Annotated in this window: 19 protein-coding genes; 10 read left to right on the forward strand and 9 right to left on the reverse strand. The window is 54.0% G+C overall.

Annotated elements, in window-relative coordinates; all coding sequences use genetic code 11:
• Positions 1 to 11: 11 nt before the first annotated feature.
• Positions 12 to 755: a monofunctional biosynthetic peptidoglycan transglycosylase gene (mtgA, locus tag RAL91_RS21565; protein ID WP_306258306.1), complete on the reverse strand. Its 744-nt coding sequence runs from the start codon at positions 753 to 755 to the stop codon at positions 12 to 14.
• A 235-nt stretch (positions 756 to 990) separates the two neighbouring features.
• Between mtgA and RAL91_RS21570 the strand changes: the two genes are divergently transcribed.
• A complete protein-coding gene (locus tag RAL91_RS21570; protein WP_306258307.1) occupies positions 991 to 1905 on the forward strand; it encodes a polyprenyl synthetase family protein in 915 nt (304 codons plus the stop codon).
• A gap of 274 nt (positions 1906 to 2179) precedes the next feature.
• On the forward strand, positions 2180 to 2740 hold the full coding sequence (locus tag RAL91_RS21575; RefSeq protein WP_306258308.1) for a metallophosphoesterase family protein: 561 nt from the start codon (positions 2180 to 2182) through the stop codon (positions 2738 to 2740).
• A gap of 19 nt (positions 2741 to 2759) precedes the next feature.
• Here RAL91_RS21575 and ispG read toward each other — a convergent pair whose 3' ends face one another.
• On the reverse strand, positions 2760 to 3995 hold the full coding sequence (gene ispG, locus RAL91_RS21580) for a flavodoxin-dependent (E)-4-hydroxy-3-methylbut-2-enyl-diphosphate synthase (protein ID WP_306258309.1): 1236 nt from the start codon (positions 3993 to 3995) through the stop codon (positions 2760 to 2762).
• Positions 3996 to 4170: 175 nt separating this feature from the next.
• Here ispG and RAL91_RS21585 point away from each other — a divergent pair, with 175 nt between their 5' ends.
• Together RAL91_RS21585 and RAL91_RS21590 are read left to right on the forward strand one after the other, a co-directional pair.
• Positions 4171 to 4953: a 3-hydroxybutyrate dehydrogenase gene (locus RAL91_RS21585; RefSeq protein ID WP_306258310.1), complete on the forward strand. Its 783-nt coding sequence runs from the start codon at positions 4171 to 4173 to the stop codon at positions 4951 to 4953.
• 2 nt (positions 4954 to 4955) lie between these two features.
• Positions 4956 to 6008 (forward strand): patatin-like phospholipase family protein, encoded by a 1053-nt coding sequence (locus RAL91_RS21590; protein ID WP_306258311.1) that lies wholly within the window; start codon positions 4956 to 4958, stop codon positions 6006 to 6008.
• Between the two features lie 24 nt (positions 6009 to 6032).
• Here RAL91_RS21590 and pyc read toward each other — a convergent pair whose 3' ends face one another.
• From pyc to RAL91_RS21605, 3 genes are all read right to left on the reverse strand, one after another.
• Positions 6033 to 9497: a pyruvate carboxylase gene (gene pyc / locus RAL91_RS21595; RefSeq protein ID WP_306258312.1), complete on the reverse strand. Its 3465-nt coding sequence runs from the start codon at positions 9495 to 9497 to the stop codon at positions 6033 to 6035.
• Positions 9498 to 9673: 176 nt separating this feature from the next.
• Positions 9674 to 10459, reverse strand: coding sequence for a cobalt-precorrin-6A reductase (locus RAL91_RS21600; protein ID WP_306258313.1), 786 nt, complete (start codon positions 10457 to 10459; stop codon positions 9674 to 9676).
• Positions 10460 to 10474: 15 nt separating this feature from the next.
• A complete protein-coding gene (locus RAL91_RS21605) occupies positions 10475 to 11617 on the reverse strand; it encodes a cobalt-precorrin-5B (C(1))-methyltransferase (protein ID WP_306258314.1) in 1143 nt (380 codons plus the stop codon).
• A 90-nt stretch (positions 11618 to 11707) separates the two neighbouring features.
• On the opposite strand from RAL91_RS21605, the gene cobA reads away from it, so the two are divergent.
• Together cobA and RAL91_RS21615 are read left to right on the forward strand one after the other, a co-directional pair.
• Positions 11708 to 12562, forward strand: coding sequence for a uroporphyrinogen-III C-methyltransferase (cobA, locus tag RAL91_RS21610; RefSeq protein WP_306258315.1), 855 nt, complete (start codon positions 11708 to 11710; stop codon positions 12560 to 12562).
• Positions 12559 to 13872, forward strand: coding sequence for a cobyrinate a,c-diamide synthase (locus RAL91_RS21615; RefSeq protein ID WP_306258316.1), 1314 nt, complete (start codon positions 12559 to 12561; stop codon positions 13870 to 13872). Before cobA ends, RAL91_RS21615 begins: the two co-directional genes overlap by 4 nt.
• 22 nt (positions 13873 to 13894) lie before the next feature.
• Here RAL91_RS21615 and RAL91_RS21620 read toward each other — a convergent pair whose 3' ends face one another.
• Genes RAL91_RS21620 through RAL91_RS21635 form a run of 4 tightly spaced genes read right to left on the reverse strand, consistent with a single transcriptional unit; the run spans position 13895 to position 17909 of the window.
• Positions 13895 to 14632 carry a proteasome-type protease gene (locus RAL91_RS21620; RefSeq protein WP_306258317.1) on the reverse strand — a complete coding sequence of 246 codons (738 nt, stop codon included), beginning with the start codon at positions 14630 to 14632 and terminating at the stop codon, positions 13895 to 13897.
• Positions 14633 to 14691: 59 nt separating this feature from the next.
• Positions 14692 to 15498 (reverse strand): transglutaminase family protein, encoded by an 807-nt coding sequence (locus tag RAL91_RS21625; protein ID WP_306258318.1) that lies wholly within the window; start codon positions 15496 to 15498, stop codon positions 14692 to 14694.
• Between the two features lie 43 nt (positions 15499 to 15541).
• The gene (locus RAL91_RS21630) at positions 15542 to 16483 is read right to left on the reverse strand and encodes an alpha-E domain-containing protein (protein ID WP_306258319.1); all 942 of its coding nucleotides are present in this window, start codon (positions 16481 to 16483) and stop codon (positions 15542 to 15544) included.
• A gap of 4 nt (positions 16484 to 16487) precedes the next feature.
• The gene (locus tag RAL91_RS21635; RefSeq protein ID WP_306263053.1) at positions 16488 to 17909 is read right to left on the reverse strand and encodes a circularly permuted type 2 ATP-grasp protein; all 1422 of its coding nucleotides are present in this window, start codon (positions 17907 to 17909) and stop codon (positions 16488 to 16490) included.
• Positions 17910 to 18122: 213 nt separating this feature from the next.
• Between RAL91_RS21635 and RAL91_RS21640 the strand changes: the two genes are divergently transcribed.
• The 4 genes from RAL91_RS21640 (at position 18123) to RAL91_RS21655 (ending at position 20603) form a co-directional block, all read left to right on the forward strand.
• On the forward strand, positions 18123 to 18575 hold the full coding sequence (locus RAL91_RS21640; RefSeq protein WP_306258320.1) for a TerB family tellurite resistance protein: 453 nt from the start codon (positions 18123 to 18125) through the stop codon (positions 18573 to 18575).
• The gene (locus RAL91_RS21645) at positions 18572 to 19384 is read left to right on the forward strand and encodes a glutamine amidotransferase (RefSeq protein ID WP_306258321.1); all 813 of its coding nucleotides are present in this window, start codon (positions 18572 to 18574) and stop codon (positions 19382 to 19384) included. The genes RAL91_RS21640 and RAL91_RS21645 overlap by 4 nt, the downstream gene beginning before the upstream one ends.
• Before the next feature lie 316 nt (positions 19385 to 19700).
• A complete protein-coding gene (locus RAL91_RS21650) occupies positions 19701 to 19991 on the forward strand; it encodes a YggT family protein (RefSeq protein WP_306258322.1) in 291 nt (96 codons plus the stop codon).
• A 66-nt stretch (positions 19992 to 20057) separates the two neighbouring features.
• Positions 20058 to 20603: a hypothetical protein gene (locus RAL91_RS21655; protein ID WP_306258323.1), complete on the forward strand. Its 546-nt coding sequence runs from the start codon at positions 20058 to 20060 to the stop codon at positions 20601 to 20603.
• The last annotated feature ends 71 nt before the right edge of the window (positions 20604 to 20674 follow it).

Here is a 20674-nt window from a genome sequence, read left to right on the forward strand (position 1 = left end):
CCTCTGCCGGTTCAGCTCTCTCCTGTCACACAGGAAAACAGACCGGCAGCCTTGCGCGCTCTGGCATCCACAGTTCTGGCAAGCCGTTGGTGCCCATCGCTGGGGCTGCGCGGATTGCGCGCCAGCGGATTTGGCAAGGCCGTCGCCAGAAGACTGGCTTCACGCATCGTCAAGCGCCCTGCGGTTTTGCCGAAATAACGCCGCGAAGCTGCTTCGGCGCCATATAGCCCCGGGCCCCATTCCACCATATTCAGATAGATCTCGGCGACCCGCTCCTTGGACCAGAAGAAATCTGCATAGATTGCCAGCGGCACTTCCAGCGTTTTGCGCACATAGGAACGGCTGGGCCACAAAAACAGGTTTTTGACCGTCTGCATGGTAACCGTGCTTGCACCGCGCGGTGTGCCACCATCGATCAGATCATCAATCACAATTTCAACCGCCTGCCAGTCCACGCCGTGATGCAGGCAAAACCGGCCATCTTCGCTGGAAAGCACAGCATTTATGAGATTTGGCGACAATTGCTCAACCGGTGTCCAGCTTCGAGTCACTCCATGACCTTGTGCCAGACGCCAAAGCATGAGGTTGGAAACCGGCGGTGTCACCCACACATAGGCAGGTATCAGCAGAAGTGGCGAGACGACGATAAGCAACACGGCAAGAAGGGACCAGCGGACCCATTTTCGCAATGAGGTTCGAGCGCGCCGGACCGGGCCACCGGATTTCTTTTTTGCTGATTTGTTGCCCCGTGCCAATGTCCTACCCGCTGCTGTCCCTGAAAAGCTGTCTCAATCCGGTTACCCTTACAACATGGTAGCGTTGCAGGAATCATTTTTTCCATCAGCCGTCAATCACAGTGTTTATGGTATCCGGCATGTGACTGTTTGTTCAAGATGCGGACTCTTGGCTTGCTCTCAATCGCGCCGCTGTGGTTCAAGGGCGTGTTAGTCACAGATCGGACCGGCATCCTTGCCTGATTTTACCCTATAAATGTCAAACACTTTGAACGAAAAATTATTGCACCATGGGCAGATCATCAGCGATGTGTTGAAATCTGCAATTGAGGCCGAAGCTGGCACCGGCGCACCGCAACGGCTGCTGGATGCCATGTGCTACGCCACATTGAATGGCGGCAAACGCCTGCGCCCGTTTTTGCTGGTGGAGACCGCCGCGCTGTTTGGCCGCAATGATAGAGGCGTCCTGCGCGCAGCCGCAGCCCTTGAATGCATTCACAGCTACAGTCTGGTACATGATGATTTACCGGCACTGGATAATGATGATCTGCGGCGTGGCAAGAAAACCACCCACATCGCGTTTGATGAAGAGACAGCAATTCTGGTCGGCGACGCGTTGCAGACCCTGGCGTTTGATCTTTTGACAGATGAACATGTGCACACTGATCCGGCAATCCGTCTGAAACTGGTCGCCGGTCTGGCCAAAGCCGCTGGTGCGTCCGGTATGGTCGGCGGACAGGTGTTGGACATCGCAGCTGAAGGTCGACGCGGAGAAGCATCACCGCCGCAAAGCGAGACCAGCATTAAATCCATGCAGGCCATGAAGACAGGTGCCCTGCTGCGCTTTGCCTGCACAGCGGGTGTGATCCTGGCTGGCGGCTCACCAGATGATGAGATGCGATTTGAAAAATTTGGCAGCACCATCGGTCTGGCTTTTCAACTGGCAGACGATATTCTTGACCGGACAAGTGATGCCGCCGCGCTCGGCAAAGAAGCAGGCAAGGATGCCGCAGCGGGTAAAGCAACGCTTGTGGACTTTATGGGGCTGAAAACAGCGAAAGCCCACCTCACCGCCCAAATCAATGAAGCCCATGATTTGCTCAAGCCATATGGTCCGGCCGCAGACACGCTGAGGCAAACAGCCAGCTTCATCGCCAACCGAACGTCATGAGCGCCCAAGGGCTGGACTCAATTGGAAGGTTGAATTGGTGAGTGTGATTTTGGTCAGGTTTAGAAGTAAAGACGCCGGAAACCGTCTGGTTTTCCAGCCTTTGCGCCGACATCCTACCAAAAACCACGCTCATCCCGAAGGGAAATTGTGTAGAAAGCCCAACTGCCGCTTCACAGATTTTGAAAAGGCAACCAGCCTTACCTGCAATCTGTTCATAGCATTTGGGCTTTCTATACAACGCCAATTTAATCTCCCAATGGAGTCCAGACCCTAGATGCCAGAGACATTTTTTACGTCTGACACCCATTTTGGCCATGAGTCGATCATTCACCTGTCCAAGCGCCCCTTCGAAACCGTCAGCGAGATGAATGAAACGCTGATCGCCAATTGGAATGCCGTCGTTCGTCCCGAGGACACGGTCTGGCATCTGGGCGATTTTTCAATGGGGTTTGATCAACCAGCCAGCGTCTTCGCCAGTCGACTGAACGGAAGCATTCATCTCATCGAAGGCAATCATGACCATAAAACGGTGCGTGACTGCGCTGGCAGCTTCGCTTCCATTGATTTGATGAAAACCATTTCGCTCGACAGCCAGCGTCTCATTCTGTGTCACTATCCGATGCGTGAATGGAACAAGGCCTGGCGCGGCTCCTGGCATTTATTCGGCCACGTTCACGGCAGACTGGATAGCGAGCCCTTCTCAAAGAGCATGGATGTGGGCGTTGATAGCAATCATTTTCGCCCACTGGCCTTTGAGGAAATCCGCACATTTATGCAAGATGAGGAAGACTATCCGCACTTTGCTGGCGGAGAAGTGCGGGTTTGGAAAAAATAACCGCTCGTCCGTTTCAGCGTCAGCCGCCGGCCCCGAAACGCTTCTCGATATAGTCACCGACCATGATTTGAAAATCATCCGCAATCGTGGCGCCACGCAAGGTCGCGGACTTTTTGCCATCAATAAAAACGGGGGCGGCAGGGGTTTCACCTGTGCCTGGCAGGGAAATGCCGATATCGGCATGTTTGCTCTCGCCAGGTCCATTCACGATGCAGCCCATGACAGCCACTTTCAAGGCTTCCACGCCGGGGTATTTTTCCCGCCAGACCGGCATACTGTCGCGCAGATCGCTTTGGATCCGTTCCGCCAATTCCTGAAACACGGTCGATGTGGTGCGTCCGCACCCCGGACAGGCAGCGACAATTGGTACAAAGGACCGGAAACCCATGGTCTGCAGCAATTCCTGTGCGACCTGTACTTCCCGTGTGCGGTCGCCACCCGGTGCCGGAGTCAGTGAAATTCGGATCGTATCGCCAATGCCCTGCTGCAACAGAATTCCCAGCGCCGCAGAGGAGGCAACAATGCCCTTGGAGCCCATGCCAGCTTCCGTCAGCCCAAGATGCAGCGCATAGTCGCAACGCTGTGCAAGGCTGGTGTAGACCGCAATCAGATCCTGCACCTGGCTGACCTTGGCCGACAGAATAATCTTGTCTTTCGGCAGCCCGATATCCTCTGCCAACCGGCCTGAAATCAGTCCAGACTGAATAATCGCCTCATGCATCACCTCGGTCGCGGAAAGCGGTTTTTCTGATTTGGCATTTTCGTCCATCAGCCGGGTCAATAATTCCTGATCAAGCGATCCCCAATTGACACCGATACGCACTGGCTTGTCGCGCTCAATCGCGGTTTCGATAATCTGCGCGAACTGCCGGTCCTTTTTGTTGCCAAACCCGACATTCCCCGGATTGATGCGGTACTTTGCCAAAGCGTCTGCGCAGGCGGGGTGGTCTGCCAGTAACGTATGTCCGATATAGTGAAAATCACCAATCAACGGCACATCAATGCCAAGAATATCCAGCCGTTCGCGAATGACTGGAACAGCTGCTGCGGCCTCATCCCGGTCAACGGTAATGCGCACCAACTCCGATCCGGCACGAGACAGGGCCGCAACCTGTTTGACCGTCGCATCAATATCAGCAGTGTCGGTATTGGTCATCGATTGCACAACAACAGGCGTGCTGCCACCAACACGCACACCGCCAACATCAACGCCAACACTGTCGCGCCGCGACATGACTTTGGAAAGATACTCCATCCGGCAATTCCATCTCTGGCAACGCAATCTCCATCTGCTCACTTCGGGCCATACCGACGCCATACTCAGATTGTGCGTTGCAAAATAATTTATGCGGACCCTATATAAGGATTAATCGTACGAAACACACCAAATTCCTGTACCAGCCCCAAAATTCGAAACAGAGGATCAATTCATGTTGCAAGGCAAGAACGCTATCATCACCGGTTCAACCTCCGGAATTGGTCTCGGCATCGCTCGTCAGCTTGCAAAGACTGGCATCAATGTCGCCATCAATTCCTACACAGACAGCCAGGAAGACCACAAGCTGGCAGAAGACATAACCCAAGAATTCGGCGTGAAGGCCGCGTTCTTTTCCGCTGACATGTCGAAGGCCGATGCCTGCGTCTCTTTGGTGGAACAGGCGACCGAATCGCTGGGTCCGATCTCCATTCTTGTCAACAATGCCGGCATTCAGTTTGTAGCCCCAGTGGAGGAGTTTCCGCCGCAAAAATGGGATGCCATCCTGGCCATTAATCTGTCTTCGGTGTTTCACACAACCAGAGCCGCAGTTCCAGGCATGAAGGCCTTCGGTTGGGGCCGTATAATCAACATCTCATCGGCCCATGGTCTTACCGCTTCACCTTTCAAATCCGCCTATGTCGCGGCCAAACACGGTGTTGTCGGCTTCACAAAATCTGTTGCTCTGGAACTGGCCGAAAAGAACATCACCTGCAACGCAGTATGCCCCGGCTATGTGATGACACCTCTTGTCGAATCGCAAATTCCGGAGCAGATGAAGGCGCATAACATGGACCGCGAGACAGTTATTCGCGAGGTTATGCTGGCGCGCCAGCCAACCAAGGATTTTGCCACCACAGAACAGATTGGCGATATCGTTGCGTTTCTGTGCAGTGACGCGGCGGCCCAGATCACCGGAACGCCTCTATCAGTCGACGGTGGCTGGACGGCTCTGTAGTCATGCCAAACCCACAAGGAATGCTTATTAATCTGGCCCTTCAGGGCGGCGGTTCCCATGGCGCGTTCACCTGGGGCGTGCTTGATGCGCTGCTGGAGCGCGGCACACTGGATATTGAGGGCATTTCCGGCACCAGCGCTGGCGCAATGAATGCGGTCGTGCTGGCAGATGGCTTTGAAGAAAACGGTGCAGAAGGCGCGCGCGAACACCTGCATCGTTTCTGGAAGGCTGTCAGCGACGCTTCCAACTTTTCGCCGGTTCAGCGCACCCTTTTGGACATGATGTTCGGAAACTGGTCAATGGATATGTCTCCGGGCTATCTGATAGGCGATGTCATGACCCGCTTCTATTCGCCCTATGATTACAACCCGCTCAACCTCAATCCTCTACGCGACATTCTGGAAGAACTCGTGGATTTCGAACGGGTACGCCGTTGCAAGGGTGTGAAGCTGTTTCTGGGCGCCACCAATGTGTACAATGGCAAAGTTCGGGTGTTTGAAACAAGCGAGATTACCGCTGATTCCGTACTGGCTTCTGCCTGCCTGCCCTCCATGTTTCAGGCCGTGGAAATTGACGGAATTCCCTATTGGGATGGCGGTTTTATGGGCAATCCGGTGCTGTTTCCCTTTTTCCACGGCACCAAAACGGATGACATTCTGCTGGTCCAGATCAATCCGATTTCTCGAAAGGAAATACCCAGATCGGCCCGCGATATCCACAATCGTGTCAATGAAATTACGTTCAACGCATCTTTGCTGCGGGAATTGCGCGCCATTGAATTTGTCTCGCGCAAGCTGAAAGAGGGCGTTCTGTCACCCGATGAGTATTCAGATGTCCGTATGCATCGGATTGCGCTGGTCGACACGGACGCGCCCCTGTCGGCATCATCCAAGGTTAATGCCGAGTGGAAATTTCTGACCTATCTGCGCGATCTCGGTCGTGAAGCAGCATTAGAATGGTGCCGTGAGAACGAGCAACATGTCGGCAAGAAGCCGACAATCCGCCTCGAAGAGGAAATTGCCTACACAATGCAGGGCGAACTCACCGGATATTAGACCGCGGCGTTAAGCCTCCGAATTTTATTCGGAAGCTTCGACCACGACCAGAAGATCCTTGGCATCGATCTGATCACCGGCTTTCACCAGGACTTCGGTCACCTTGCCATCGCTTTCGGCATGAATCGCCGTTTCCATTTTCATGGCCTCAATGGACAGCAACACATCGCCTGCAGTGACGTCCTGACCTGACTTGACGTTGATTTGCGAAATAACGCCCGGCATCGGTGCAGCGACGTGTGCATCATTACCGGCATCCGCCTTTTGCCGCGCAACAACCGCATCGGCCCGGTTACGGTCCGGCACCTTGATGATGCGTGGCTGGCCGTTCAGCTCAAAGAACACCCGCACCATGCCATCTTCATCCGGCTCGCCAATAGCCTGACAGCGCACAACAAGGGTTTTGCCTTTTTCCAGCGTCACCAAAATCTCCTCGCCGGATTCCAGACCATAGAAATAGACCGGCGTCGGCAGTACACTAACCGGGCCATACACAGCCTGCGCGCGCGCAAAATCCGTGAAGACCTTCGGATACATCAGATAGGACGCCAGCTCGTAATCGCTGACCGGGCGTTCAATCGCCTCTTCAATGGTCGCACGCTCCTGATCCAGATCTGCCGGCGGTAACAGAGATCCTGGAACAACAAGAATCGGCTCCTCGCCTTTCAGGACCTTTTTCTGCAGATCAACTGGCCAGCCATTGGGCGGTTGTCCCAGATCACCATGCATTAGTTGAACAACTGACTCAGGAAATGCGATGTCTTTGTTCGGATCTTCAACATCAGCGACCGACAGGCCTGACGAGACCATCATCAAGGCCATATCGCCGACGACTTTGGAAGATGGTGTCACCTTCACGATATCACCGAACATCTGATTCACATCAGCATAGGTCTGAGCCACTTCGTGCCAGCGGCTCTCCAGGCCCAGTGACCGGGCCTGCTCTTTCAGATTGGTGAACTGACCGCCCGGCATCTCGTGAAGATAAACTTCAGAGGCACCGGCTTTCAGATCAGGCTCGAAGGCCGCATATTTGTTGCGCACGGCTTCCCAGTAAAACGAGATTCGGCGAATGGCTTTGGGATCAAGTCCGGTATCCCGCTCAGACCCTTTCAAGGCTTCGACAATCGAGCCAAGGCATGGCTGGGACGTGAGGCCGGAGAATGCATCCATGGCCGCGTCCACCGCATCAACGCCGGAATCCACCGCAGCCAGAACGGTCGCAGCGGAAATACCTGATGTGTCATGGGTGTGGAAGTGGATTGGCAATTCGGTCTCTTCGCGTAGAGCCTTGATCAAAACCCTGGCCGCATTTGGCTTCAAGAGGCCCGCCATATCCTTCAGGCCGATAATATGAGCGCCTGCTGCTTCCAGTTCCTTGGCCAGTTTGACGTAGTAGTTCAGGCTGTATTTGGCCCTGTCCGGGTCCATGATATCGCCGGTGTAACAGATCACGCCTTCACACAGTTTCTCGGCTTCACACACAGCGTCCATCGAGACGCGCATATTTTCCACCCAGTTGAGGCAGTCAAAGACGCGGAACAGATCAATGCCGCCCGATGCTGCCTTGGCAACAAAATCCTTCACCACATTGTCAGGGTAATTGGTATAGCCAACGCCGTTGGAGCCACGCAAAAGCATTTGCAAAAGCAGATTAGGCACGCCTTCGCGAATTTTCTCGAGGCGCTCCCACGGATCTTCCTGCAGGAAGCGCATGGCCACATCAAACGTCGCACCGCCCCAGCATTCCAGTGACAGCAGATTTGGCAGCGCTGTGGCATAGGCATCGGCCACATTGACCATGTCGTAAGTCCGCATCCGTGTTGCCAGAAGGCTCTGATGCCCATCACGCATGGTGGTATCTGTAATCAGCGCCCGTTTTTCGGCGCGCATCCATTTGGCAAATTCTGCCGGTCCATCCATGTCGAGGCGTTGTTTTGTACCTGGAGACGGAGTTCCCTCAAAAATCGGCACCACCGGCTTCGCAGCTTCCGGATCCGGTCGACGACGGTCCTTGGCTTCCGGGTGGCCGTTCACGGTCACATCGGCAATATAGGTCAAAAGCTTGGTCGCCCGATCCTTGCGGGTCGATGTGGCAAACAGCTCTGGTGTCGTGTCAATGAAGCGGGTTGTGTAGCGGTTTTCCTGAAAATCCGGATGGGAAATGATGTTTTCAAGAAACAGGAGATTGGTCGCGACACCGCGAATACGGAATTCCCGTAACGCACGATGAATCCGCAGAATGGCTTCCATCGGCGTGGGCGCCCAGGCTGTAACTTTTTCCAGCAATGGATCGTAAAAACGCGTAATCACAGCGCCCGAATAGGCCGTGCCGCCATCAAGGCGAATACCAAAACCGGTTGCCCCGCGATAGGCAGTGATACGGCCATAATCGGGAATGAAATTCTGTTCCGGATCTTCAGTGGTAATACGGCACTGGATCGCATGGCCGTTGAGGCGCATGTCTTCCTGTTTGGGCACACCGGAGGCTTCTTCGCCAATCACGGCACCCTCGGCAATGTGAATCTGCGCCTTTACAATATCAACGCCAGTGACCTCTTCAGTCACCGTATGCTCCACCTGAACCCTGGGGTTCACTTCAATGAAATAAAACTTGCCGGTATCGACATCCATCAGGAATTCAACGGTTCCGGCACCCCGATAAGAGGCAGTCTTGCCAATTTTCAGCGCGTAGTCGGACAGTTCATCGCGCTGTTCCTGCGACAGATAAGGCGCCGGGGCCCGCTCCACCACTTTCTGATTGCGCCGCTGCACCGAACAGTCACGTTCAAACAAATGCACCAGATTGCCGTGGGAATCTCCCAGCAGCTGCACTTCAACATGGCGTGCGCGCTCGACAAGCTTTTCCAGATAGACCTCATCCTTGCCAAACGCAGCGCGCGCCTCGCGTTTGCCTTCCAGCACTTCACGGGACAGATCATCGGCTGAGCGAATGGACCGCATACCACGGCCGCCGCCGCCCCAGGACGCTTTCAGCATCACCGGATAGCCAACCTCCTCGGCCAGACGATGCACTTCATCCATATCGTCGGGAAGCGGTTCAGTGGCCGGCACAACCGGCACACCGGCTTCAACGGCAAGGTTACGCGCTGACACTTTGTTGCCAAGCGAACGCATTGTATCAGCAGTTGGCCCGATAAAGGTGACGCCGGCTTTTGTGCAGGCATCTACAAATTCGGGGCTTTCAGACAGAAAGCCATATCCGGGATGAATGGCATCGGCGCCAGATTCCTTGGCGACCCGCAGAATTTCCTCAATCGAGAGATAGGCTTCAATTGGCCCCATCTGCTCTTTCAGATGCGGCCCCTTGCCAATCTGATAAGCTTCATCAGATTTGAAACGATGTAGCGCAAGCTTGTCTTCTTCGGCAAAAACCGCAACAGTTTTCAAGCCCAGCTCATTGGCAGCGCGAAACACGCGAATAGCAATTTCAGAACGGTTTGCGACAAGAATTTTGGAAATGGCCATAGATTGGAAAACCCTGATAGTGAACGTATTCGAATGCAGTGAATTGTCTTTTACCTTGCAGCGCACAATTTCGCAAAGCTTCGTTTGCGAGAAGTCCATCGAGAGCTTGTTTTATGAGAGTAAGACATTGCCAGGCCGCTTGCGGAATCTGTCATCAACGCCGCACAACGTCGTGTTCAAAGACTGAACAAACGCCGTAGCCATACGGCTGCATCGCCAACGATAGAAACCCGCACAGCTTCAGGTTTTGGTGGTTGGACCACCATGATGACCGGAAGGCCCATCCAACTGGCCGCCTCGATTTTGGCATAGCCGGGACCACCGGAATTCTTCGCAACAACACAATTGATGCGGTTGTCCGACATCAGCGCGCATTCTTCATCCGCATTGTCCCGCGGCCGTTCCACCAGAACCTTTCCCGGTGGGACCAGCGTATCAGGTGGCTCCATCATTCGGGTCAGGAACCAGCAATCCATGCGTTTTGAAAAGGCTGGTGCTTCTTGTCGGCCCACGGCCAGCAGCACCCTTGCACGCCTGGGGATGCTGTCGACCGCCGTCGCAATATCCGGCACATCGATCCATTGATCCTGGTCCGTTTTCTCCCAGGGAGAACGGCTCAGAAGCAACAGCGGAATACCGGTGCGCTGTGCTGCATAAATGGCATGATCCGTCATGGTTGCAGCAAATGGATGGGTCGCGTCGATCACAGCCTGAATGCGCTCACTGACGATAAATTCAGCCAGACCATCGCCGCCACCAAACCCGCCAACCCGCAGACGGCCCGCTGGTTGCCGTGGAGAACTGGTTCGGCCTGCAAGCGACGTGATGATGTCAGTCCCCGGATCATTGGCGAACATCTGGGCCAGGCGAAAAGCCTCAGTCGTGCCGCCAAGCAACAGAACCGACCGCGCGCCTTCCATTGGCGCAACGCCCTCAATCATTGGTGTCGGCACTGTTTCCACGCCTGCCAGTTCCTATCACGCTTCAGGGTTCAAACCCAATCCTGAGGCCGTATTGGCCAATACTTCGCCTTCTCGTCCAACAACCAGTATATCCACAGAAACGGCGCTGCTAACGCCCCCTCTATCCAGGGCAGTCTGTGCCGTCCGTTCTGCGGCGCGCGCCACATCCAGTGTCAGGGCTTCTGCCAACTCACGCGTATCTTCTTGAGCTAATGAAAGCACTTCCGCAGCGGTGTTGGCAATGCGGGAATTTTCAACCAGTTCCTGCGAACCACCCAAAGCCTCAATTCGCCCTGCAAGCCAGTTGAAATCAACTTGTGATCGGCCCGAATGCAGATCAAGCGCGCCCTGTGCCAGTTTGACCAGCTTTGCAAAACCACCAGCGATTGTCAGTCGTGAAACCGGATGGGTGCGAACATATTTCAAAAGCCCTCCGGCAAAATCCCCCATATCCATAAGCGCAATATCGGGAAGATCGTAGAGAGCCTGAACAGCGGTTTCAGACGTCGAGCCAGTGGACCCGGCAATGTGTTTCAATCCCGCCGCCCTTGAAACATCAACTCCCCGATGAATGGAGTGAATCCAGGCCGCACAGGAAAAGGGATGAACAATTCCTGTCGTGCCAAGGATGGACAACCCGCCTACAATGCCCAAACGTGGATTCCAGGTTTTCAAAGCCAGCTCGGCGCCGTCAGCGACAGAAATTTCGATGGTAATATCTGTCGGCTGATCAAATTCAACACAAAGAGCCTCGACCACTTCGCGCATCAGCTTTCGCGGAACAGGATTGATGGCGGGTTCACCGGGCGCAATCGGCAAACCTGCCTTTGTCACCATGCCAACACCTGGTCCGGCTTTGAAACTGATACCCGAGCCGGGCAAACCCCTGTAGACAGTAACAATCACTTCAGCGCCGTGGGTCACATCAGGATCATCACCGGCATCCTTGATGATACTGGCCATAGACCTGTCGCCATCCAGATGCTCGCGACACAAGGGAAACAAAGGCATTTCGCCCTTTGGTAGTGTAATTTGAACAGGGTCTGGAAACGAGCCTGTAAACAGTGCGGACAGCGCCGCTTTCGTAGCAGCGGTCGCGCAGGCACCTGTTGTCCAGCCTCTGCGCAACGCCCGATCTGTTGGTTTTCGCGTATTCATATCATAGCTCTAAGGGTCCGCCGCGCGATTGCAAAGATGAATGTCGCAGTTCCGCTTTCAAAGCGGCGCACTTCGCGCTAATTTGCGCCCATGAACAAGAAGAAGTCTCCAGAACCATTTTTCAACCTGCCGCGGTTTGAGCCCGGCTGGGTTTGGCTTGTTGGCGCAGGGCCGGGCGACCCCGGCTTGCTGACACTGCACGCCGTTAACGCGCTGCAACAGGCAGATGTCATTATCTATGATGCCTTGGTCGGTGAAGAGGTTCTGGCGCACGCGAACCCGTCTGCGATTCGCGAATATGCCGGCAAGCGCGGCGGCAAACCGTCCCCCAAGCAACGCGATATCTCGCTGCGGCTGATTGAACTGGCAAATGAGGGCAAGCGGGTCTGTCGGCTGAAGGGAGGAGACCCCTTTGTCTTCGGGCGCGGTGGTGAAGAAGCTTTGTCACTTGTGGATGCTGGAATACATTTCCGCATTATTCCAGGTATTTCAGCGGGCATTGGCGGACTGGCCTATGCCGGTATACCGGTCACGCACAGGGACATTAACCAGGCAGTAACCTTCCTGACAGGTCATGACCAGACAGGGCTGACACCAACCGCCATAGACTGGCATGGCGTTGCTAAAGGTGCCCCGGTGATCGTCATGTATATGGCCATGAAACACCTAGGATCGATCACCAGGAATCTAATCGACGCCGGACGTTCACCCAGCGAGCCGATGGCTATCATCTGCAACGCATCCCTACCCAATCAAAGCATTCTGGAAACCACATTGGGTGAAGCGGTCAGCGCTGCCGAGGCGCAGAAAATGGAACCACCTGCCATGGTGGTTCTGGGAGAAGTTGTTCGACTTCGCTCCGCACTGGATTGGCTGGGCGCGCTGGAGGGGCGCGTACTGGAAAAAGATCCGCTCAACAATCGCACCCAAAGCAAAGCTGGATGACACCACAAAAAAGGACACGGCCCAAGGCCCCACATGGTCTGGTCCTGTCAGCGCCCGGGTCAAATTCCGGCAAGACACTTATTACACTCGCCCTGCTGCGCGCCCTGAAAAATCAAGGTATCTCGGTTGCCGGCGCCAAAAGCGGCCCCGATTACATCGATCCGCGCTTTCATGAAGCTGCCTGTGGGCAAAATTCGTTTAATCTTGATGGTTTCGCCATGTCACAACAATGCCTGCAGCACTGGGCGGCAACAGCCACAAGCGCGGCCGATCTGCTGCTGGTTGAAGGTGCCATGGGCCTGTTTGATGGTGCTGCCAATGGCCATGGGTCAACCGCCGACATCGCAGACAGTCTGGGCCTTCCCATCGTGTTGATCATTGATTGCAAGGGCATCGGCCAATCAGCGGCAGCCATTGCAAAGGGCTTTGCCGAATTTCGCAAATCAACACGCATCGCCGGCGTTATTCTTAACCGCGTCAACTCACAGCGCCATTTCGACATTCTGCAAAGTGGTTTCCAGGACACAGATATTTCTGTTCTGGGCCATGTCAGAACAAGTCCGAATCTCTCGCTGCCCGCACGCCATCTTGGTCTGGTTCAGGCAGAAGAACACGCTGAACTCGGCAAATTCCTCAATATGGCAGCCAACTTCGTCACAAGCCATATTGACCTGTCAGCACTTATCGATGCCGCTGCCCCTTTGCAAACACAGCTGGCACAGCGCCCGACAAGCAAACCGCTCGCCCAGACCATTGCCATTGCCCGCGATGAAGCCTTTGCTTTTTGCTATCCGCATCAACTGGCGAACTGGCAATCCGCAGGTGCCAGTCTGAGTTTCTTTTCCCCATTGAATGACGAAGCCCCGGCCTTGGACTCAGACGCCGTTTTTCTGCCTGGCGGCTACCCTGAACTACATGCCGGTCGGCTCGCCCACGCAGAAAATTTCCGCGACGGCATGAATGCAGCGAAAGCCAGAAACGCCCTGATCTACGGCGAATGTGGAGGCTATATGATTTTAGGCGAATGGCTGGTCTGCAACGAAAAACACAGCCACAAAATGTTGGGATTATTGCCTCTTGAGACCAGTTTTGCTGAACGCAAATTGCATCTGGGCTATCGCAAGCTGAAACCGCTCCAGACCGCGCCATTCACATCAACTCTATTCGGTCATGAATTTCACTACGCAAGCACAATGCGCACTGGCACCGCAGATGCACTGTTCGATGCAGAGGATGCGTCCGGCGTCGCAATCGGACCCATTGGCTTGCGCCGCGACAAAATTATGGGGTCATTTGCCCACGTGATTTAGGACCATGCGCTGCAAGACTGCATCAATCGCCGAATCTGAAGTCCGGCAGGCTGACAAAAGCTTCCCGCAAAGCATCACTCCAATTGTCAGAAATGGCTTTATAGTGCGGATTGGTATCGGTAATCCGAACCTGCCGACCGACCTGCAAAGTATCTGTCTGATAAGTCTGCACATCAAACGGAAGAGCCACCGACAGGTTTGATTTGACCGTGCTGTCGAACGAGACCAGCAAAAGTTTCACCGCTTCTTCAAACCCCATTTCCGGATCATAGGCCCGCACCAAAATTGGCTTGCCGTATTTGGCCTCACCAATTTGAAAAAAGGGTGTATCTTCAGTGGCTTCGACAAAGTTTCCTTCCGGGTAGACCAGAAAAAGCCGCGGGTCCATGCCCTTGATTTGTCCGCCTATGATCACCGTTGCGCTGAAGGAACTATCACCCTTCTGGCCAACATTTGCATTGGCCTGGATAATGTCTTTCAACGCCTCGCCAACAATGGCAGCAATCCGGAACATGGACGGCGCTTCAAGCACCGACGGGTTGCGATCTTCCAGCGCCTTGCTGCGTTCGTCCAGCGTGCTGATCACAGCCTGTGTGGTGGCCAGATTTCCTGCAGTCAAAAGTGTGATGACGCGATCACCTGGAACTTCCCAAGTGTGCATTTTTTTAAATGTTGAAACATTGTCGACGCCCGCATTGGTGCGGGTGTCCGACATAAAAACAAGGCCTTTTTTAAGCTTAAGACCAACGCAATAGGTCATTTGCGCGACACTCTTTCCATGGGGGTACGAATCACATGTCCGTACCTATCGCCAGACACTTACTTCTCTACACGAATCGAGACAACCAGAGTTTCATCCAGAGTTCCGCCCTGAGAGCCAAACCGGACACCTCGAATTGGCGCCACGTCACGATAGTCAAGACCTGTGGCCACCCGAACATAGCGTTCATCGGGAGAAATGCCGTTAGAGACGTCAAAACCAACCCAGCCCAGCGAAGGCAGATGAGCTTCAGCCCATGCGTGGCTGGCCACTTGATCAGTCTGCCCGTCCATCAGCAGATAACCGCTGACATAGCGCGCCGGAATTCCCGCAAGTCGACACACCGATATAAAAATATGCGTGTGATCCTGGCAGACACCGGTCCCAATTTCCATGGCTTGTTCAGCCGTAGTCGCAGAATGCGTGGTGTCTGTTACGTAATCGACATTGCCCAGAATGACAGCCGACAGAGCGTGCATGCCCTCCACAGTTTCATCCGGTTTGAAGTCCCGCGCCAATTTGCGGATATGTGGCCCCGGCGCGGTCAAATCAGTGCTGCGTTCAAACATCCACAAAGGCGCAAAACCGCCATGCGAGCCGATAATACCGGATGTGTCGCTGGTTTCCACCTGTCCGTTGGAACGGATTTCAACCCGGCTGACATCCGGTTCGATCTCGACAAGGTCGACACGATTATTATTGTGATCCTCATAGGACAGATTCACAGTCCCACCGGAAATTTGCGTATTCCAGTCTTTAACGGTCTGTCCTGCACGCGATTTGGGCGTCAACCGCAATTGCTGAAGCGCGTACGAAACCGGGTTGCTGTACAGATATTCAGTCACATGAGAAATGGTAAGCAGCATGATCTTCTAACTGTTGGTTGCCATCAGTGCCCAAAATTGGGCATCAACTATTGAAACGATATGCTTCATCTATAAGCAGACCGAGGCGATTATTGTCGCGAACAAAATCCCGAATGAACTGATGAAGGCCCTGGTCGAATATATCCTCAACCACCTTGCCTTTCAGACGCGCCCGAATGGCATCTGCATGATCATGGCAGGCATGACGAGCACCATAGTCAGCTTCAAGATAGCCAAGATTTGACACGATTTTATTGTAGCAGAACGCCAAGGATCGAGGCATGCGCGAATTCAGGATCATGAAATCCGCAATGGTCGCAGCCTGATAGTCATCATCATAGGCCCAACGATAGGAACGATGCGCGGACACTGACCGCAAAATCGATTCCCATTGCACATTATCGAGTGAAGAACCCACATAGGACACTGATGGCAGCAGCACGTAATATTTCACATCGAGAATACGGGCTGTTGCATCCGCGCGTTCAACGAATGTGCCCAACCGACAGAAATTATACATGTCATTGCGCAGCATTGTCCCATGCAGGGCACCGCGCATACGCGCGCTCTGCTGGCGAATGGCTTCCAGAAGTGCAGGCAATTCGCGTGGCTTTATCGCTGGTTTCAAGGCTGCGTCGAGTTCCATCCACGCTTCGTTGACAGTTTCCCAAACCTCTCGGGTCAAGGCGGTGCGTACCGTGCGGGCGTTGTTACGCGCGCGCTCCAGCACTGAAATCACACTGGCAGGGTTGGTTTTATCACGCAGCAGAAAGTCAACCACGCCGTCAGCAGACACCGCATCATGCGTCCGCTTATAGCTGCTCAGCGCTCCGGCAGTTGCCAGAACCGACACCCACTCTTCCTCGTCACCAGACGAGCGTGTCAAGGCAATGCGTAGGCCGGTATCCACCAGTCTTGCCGTGTTCTCAGTGCGCTCAATATTACGGAAAAGCCAGAACAGGCCATTTGCGGTTTTGCCCAGCATAGTCCTATTCCTCCAGCACCCAAGTGTCCTTGGTGCCGCCTCCCTGACTTGAATTCACAACCAGAGAACCTTTTTTCAGCGCAACGCGCGTAAGGCCACCTGGAATAATGTCGATCTTGTTCTTCGAAACCAGCACATAAGGACGCAAGTCCACATGACGCGGCGCGAGCCCTTTTTTGGTCAGGATCGGAACCGTCGACAGTGACAGGGTTGGTTGCGCAATGTAATTGGACGGCCTTGCCCGCAACTTGGTTCTGAATTCGGCCAGTTCTCTCTTGCTGGCAGCAGGGCCAACCAGCATGCCATACCCGCCGGAGCCGTGAACTTCTTTCACCACAAGCTCTGAAAGATGCTCCAGCACGTATTGCAGGGAGTCATCCTCGGAGCAACGCCAGGTTGGCACATTCTTCAAAATGGCACTCTCTCCGGTGTAGAACTCAACAATTTCAGGCATATAGGAATAGATTGCTTTGTCATCACAAACGCCAGTGCCGGGCGCATTGGCGATGGTAATATTGCCAGCACGGTAAACATCCATAATGCCCGGAACACCCAGCATGGAATCGGGTCGGAAGGACAAAGGATCAAGGTAATCATCATCAATCCGCCGGTAGATCACATCAAGCGTCTTGTAGCCGCTCGTCGTGCGCATTTTTACCTTGCCATCAATGACGCGCAGATCATGGCCTTCCACCAGTTCCGCTCCCATATGGTCAGCCAGAAAGGAGTGTTCGAAATAGGCAGAATTAAAAATACCGGGAGTCAGCACCCCAACGGTCGGTTTACCATCGCAACCCGGTGGCGCAACACTGGAAAGACTGCGGCGCAAAAGCCTTGGATAGTCGCCAACTGTCCGCACCTTGTTGAGTGAAAACAGTTCCGGAAACATCTGCATCATCGTTTCGCGATTTTCCAGCATGTACGACACACCCGACGGCGTGCGTGCATTGTCTTCCAGTACAAAAAATTCATTGGGACCGGTGCGCACAATGTCTGTTCCCACGATATGGGTATAGACATTGCCCGGAGGAGACATGCCGATCATGCTCGGTTCAAACGCGACATTCTGCGCTATCAGATGTTCGGGCACACGGCCAGCTTTCAGAATTTCCTGGCGGTGATAAATGTCATGCAGAAACGCATTGATGGCACGAACGCGCTGTTCAATGCCGCGCGCCAATCGGTTCCACTCGGGGGCCGCAATGATTCGCGGGATAATATCAAACGGGATAAGGCGCTCAGCAGCTGCCTTTTCGCCATATACATTAAAGGTAATACCTGTCCTGCGGAATATGGATTCCGCTTCGGTTGCCTTGGCATTGAGGCGTTTCATATCCTCGTCGCCAAACCAGGCATTGAAGGTTTCATAAGGCGCACGACAGGACGTGTCAGTTGGATCTGTAATTGTAGCGGGACCGTTTTCCATAGGGCGGTCGCCGTACATCTCATCAAAGGCGGTTTTACTATTGCTCATTCCAATTAGCTTAGAGAAGCTAACCAGCATTGCAAGGCTCTTTGCTGCGCTGCATCAGCACGGACATTCTGCAAAGACCATTTTCTCAGACCTTTTTGTCAGCAACCTCACGTTTCTGCGTTTCAAGTCCTTGATGCTGCTGCCATTGCGCCGTATGTATTTTCCATGTTTGCTAAAATCAAAACCTTTATTGACACCCTCACCGGCGAGGATGAGCCGCACTTTGCGGAGACAGACCCACGTCTGGCTGCTGCTGCACTCCTGGTCCATACCATCTCCATCGATGGCGTTATTACCGAGGAAGAAAAAAGCCAGTTGCATGCCGTTCTTCAGACTAAATATGAGCTCACTCTGGAACAGGCAGATGAGTTGATTGAAGATGCCAGCGCGGCAGACAAGGAAGCGGTTGATCTTTACGGCTTCACCAGCGTCCTGAAACGCAATCTCAGTGAAGAAGAGCGTCTCGATATTCTCGCGATGATCTGGGATATGGTCTACGCAGACGGCGTTGTGCACGAATTTGAAGACAATCTCGTTTGGCGAATTGCGGAATTGCTGGGCGTGTCGTCACGGGATCGAATGATCCTGAAGAAACGTGCCGGGAAACTCGCCGAATGAATCTGAAGCCGCTTCAGGCATCCGGCCAAATATCTGATCAGACATCGGATCAGGCCTCAGGCCTCCCGGCCCAACACGCAAGCAAAACAATTGCGGTTGTCCTCCATCAGGCAGGCTCCAGCCCGGGCCGCGTGGGCCAGTGGCTTGAAAGCCAAGGCTACCAGTTGGATATCCGCAAACCACCCTTGGGCGATCCGCTTCCGATTGACCTGACCCATTATGCAGGTGCTGTGGTGTTCGGTGGCCCGATGAGCGCCAATGATGACGATGTCTATGTGCATGACGAGATCAACTGGTGCGGGCACTGCCTGAAACAGGAGATACCATTTCTCGGCATCTGCCTTGGCGCGCAAATGCTGGTTCGCGCACTGGGTGGCAGCGTAACAGCACACCCGGAAGAACATGCCGAAATCGGCTATTATCCGCTTCATCCCACCGAAGCTGGAAACAGCTTGCTGCCTGACTGGCCAGGCATGATTTATCAGTGGCACAGAGAAGGCTTTGAATTGCCCACTGGTGGCACATTGCTGGCAACTGCGGATCTGTTCCGGGAGCAGGCTTTTCAGGTCGGTCCTTCTGCTTTTGGGGTGCAGTTTCACACGGAACTCACGGAAGCCATGATGCGGCGTTGGTTGGTCCGCGGGCGGGACAGGCTCGAACTGCCAAGCGCTCAGCAAAGACATGCCCATATCGAAGGCCGGATGATGTATGACGGGCTAACCCGGGATTGGCTGGGCCGGTTTCTGACCGTTTGGCTGGCCAGCGATACACGCGGGAATGCCGAAATCCAACAACACAGAACGGCCTGACCGGCGGCTCTTGCAATTTGCAGTTTACTCGCCGAATGCAATGCAATTTGCACGGATTAGGACTTAATTAATCGTAAATATATCAACATCTTGAGCAATGAGGCGCGCCCGCGTCTACATCTCGCATTTCCGCAAACTGGCAAGCCCCTTGCAAGGGTACTGGCAGGTTGGCATCAAGTATTGCGTTCCAACCAAATCATGATCACGCCCGCGCGGTGTTTGCGTTGCGGGCGTGTTTCTTTTTTGCTTTTACGCTTGCGAGCCAGCGGTTCCGACGCTACATCCCATCTAACGATAACAGGCAATGGGCAGAGCAATGCGGGCTATTCTTGATGTAATCCTTGTGGTGCTGCAACTCTATGTGTGGGTGCTGATCATATCGGCGGTGTTTTCCTGGCTCTACGCGTTCAACGTGATCAATAGCAGCAATCAGGTTGTAGCCACGATTGGCAACATGCTCCATCAATTTACTGAACCGGTTTTGTCACGTGTAAGGCGCTTCGTACCCGCTTTTGGCACAATTGACATTTCTCCGATCATTGTGATTCTTGGCATTTTCCTGCTGCAGAACATCATCCGATATTATATTTATCCGAACGTTTTTTAGCGCGTGAACAAACGCGCCGGCACAGCAAGACGAAACAAAAGGCCGTTTCATAACGGCCTTTTGCTTATGGTTCTGGCGATCGTCGGCGTTTGCCCGAACCTTCTATCCGCCAATGATGCAATCATATCCAGCTACGCGCCCAATGAAGACTGCACCATTGTTGAAGAGACAGACGCCATTATCGATTATCGCTGTCCGGGCGTGTTTGATGTAGATGTCTGGTTCTCCATCGGCGATGCACGTTGGACAGTCTCATTCCACAAGAAACGCCCCACCGGACTTGTGCTCAATCAGGGGTTTAGCCGGGCCCATCATCCCGATTTACAAGTCGAGTGGCGCTTTGATGGCAATCGCCCTATGGCTGCACTGCAGCTATGGCGCTTCTATGATGACGCCGGAGATTTGGATGATGGGGCGTGGGTCATCACCAAAATTGACGGCGACGAGGTCTGCCATATGGGCTTTGTCGACAGCCTGGAAAATGAAGACCCTTTGGCCCTGGCGCGTCAATTTGCCGATGCCAACGCCCGGACCTATTCCTGCGCAGATAATCCGGTTTGGATCGGCAATGCGCCCCAAACATCAGGCCACACACACCACACAGCGCGCTGACAGGTCGCGGCCGCACCTTTGATACGTCGCACATGTCAATTGACGTGGATGCCCACTGCAGGTACTCAACC

It is taken from the genome of Pararhizobium sp. IMCC21322, from assembly GCF_030758295.1.
In the GTDB taxonomy this organism is placed as follows: Bacteria; Pseudomonadota; Alphaproteobacteria; order Rhizobiales.

Coding starts and splice junctions, on each gene's coding strand:
- RAL91_RS21570 (WP_306258307.1), top strand. CDS start 991: ATGTCAAACACTTTGAACGAAAAATTATTGCACCATGGGCAGATCATC.
- RAL91_RS21575 (WP_306258308.1), top strand. CDS start 2,180: ATGCCAGAGACATTTTTTACGTCTGACACCCATTTTGGCCATGAGTCG.
- ispG (WP_306258309.1), bottom strand. CDS start 3,995: ATGGAGTATCTTTCCAAAGTCATGTCGCGGCGCGACAGTGTTGGCGTT.
- RAL91_RS21585 (WP_306258310.1), top strand. CDS start 4,171: ATGTTGCAAGGCAAGAACGCTATCATCACCGGTTCAACCTCCGGAATT.
- RAL91_RS21590 (WP_306258311.1), top strand. CDS start 4,956: ATGCCAAACCCACAAGGAATGCTTATTAATCTGGCCCTTCAGGGCGGC.
- pyc (WP_306258312.1), bottom strand. CDS start 9,497: ATGGCCATTTCCAAAATTCTTGTCGCAAACCGTTCTGAAATTGCTATT.
- RAL91_RS21605 (WP_306258314.1), bottom strand. CDS start 11,617: ATGAATACGCGAAAACCAACAGATCGGGCGTTGCGCAGAGGCTGGACA.
- cobA (WP_306258315.1), top strand. CDS start 11,708: ATGAACAAGAAGAAGTCTCCAGAACCATTTTTCAACCTGCCGCGGTTT.
- RAL91_RS21615 (WP_306258316.1), top strand. CDS start 12,559: ATGACACCACAAAAAAGGACACGGCCCAAGGCCCCACATGGTCTGGTC.
- RAL91_RS21620 (WP_306258317.1), bottom strand. CDS start 14,632: ATGACCTATTGCGTTGGTCTTAAGCTTAAAAAAGGCCTTGTTTTTATG.
- RAL91_RS21625 (WP_306258318.1), bottom strand. CDS start 15,498: ATGCTGCTTACCATTTCTCATGTGACTGAATATCTGTACAGCAACCCG.
- RAL91_RS21630 (WP_306258319.1), bottom strand. CDS start 16,483: ATGCTGGGCAAAACCGCAAATGGCCTGTTCTGGCTTTTCCGTAATATT.
- RAL91_RS21635 (WP_306263053.1), bottom strand. CDS start 17,909: ATGGAAAACGGTCCCGCTACAATTACAGATCCAACTGACACGTCCTGT.
- RAL91_RS21640 (WP_306258320.1), top strand. CDS start 18,123: ATGTTTGCTAAAATCAAAACCTTTATTGACACCCTCACCGGCGAGGAT.
- RAL91_RS21645 (WP_306258321.1), top strand. CDS start 18,572: ATGAATCTGAAGCCGCTTCAGGCATCCGGCCAAATATCTGATCAGACA.
- RAL91_RS21650 (WP_306258322.1), top strand. CDS start 19,701: ATGCGGGCTATTCTTGATGTAATCCTTGTGGTGCTGCAACTCTATGTG.
- RAL91_RS21655 (WP_306258323.1), top strand. CDS start 20,058: ATGGTTCTGGCGATCGTCGGCGTTTGCCCGAACCTTCTATCCGCCAAT.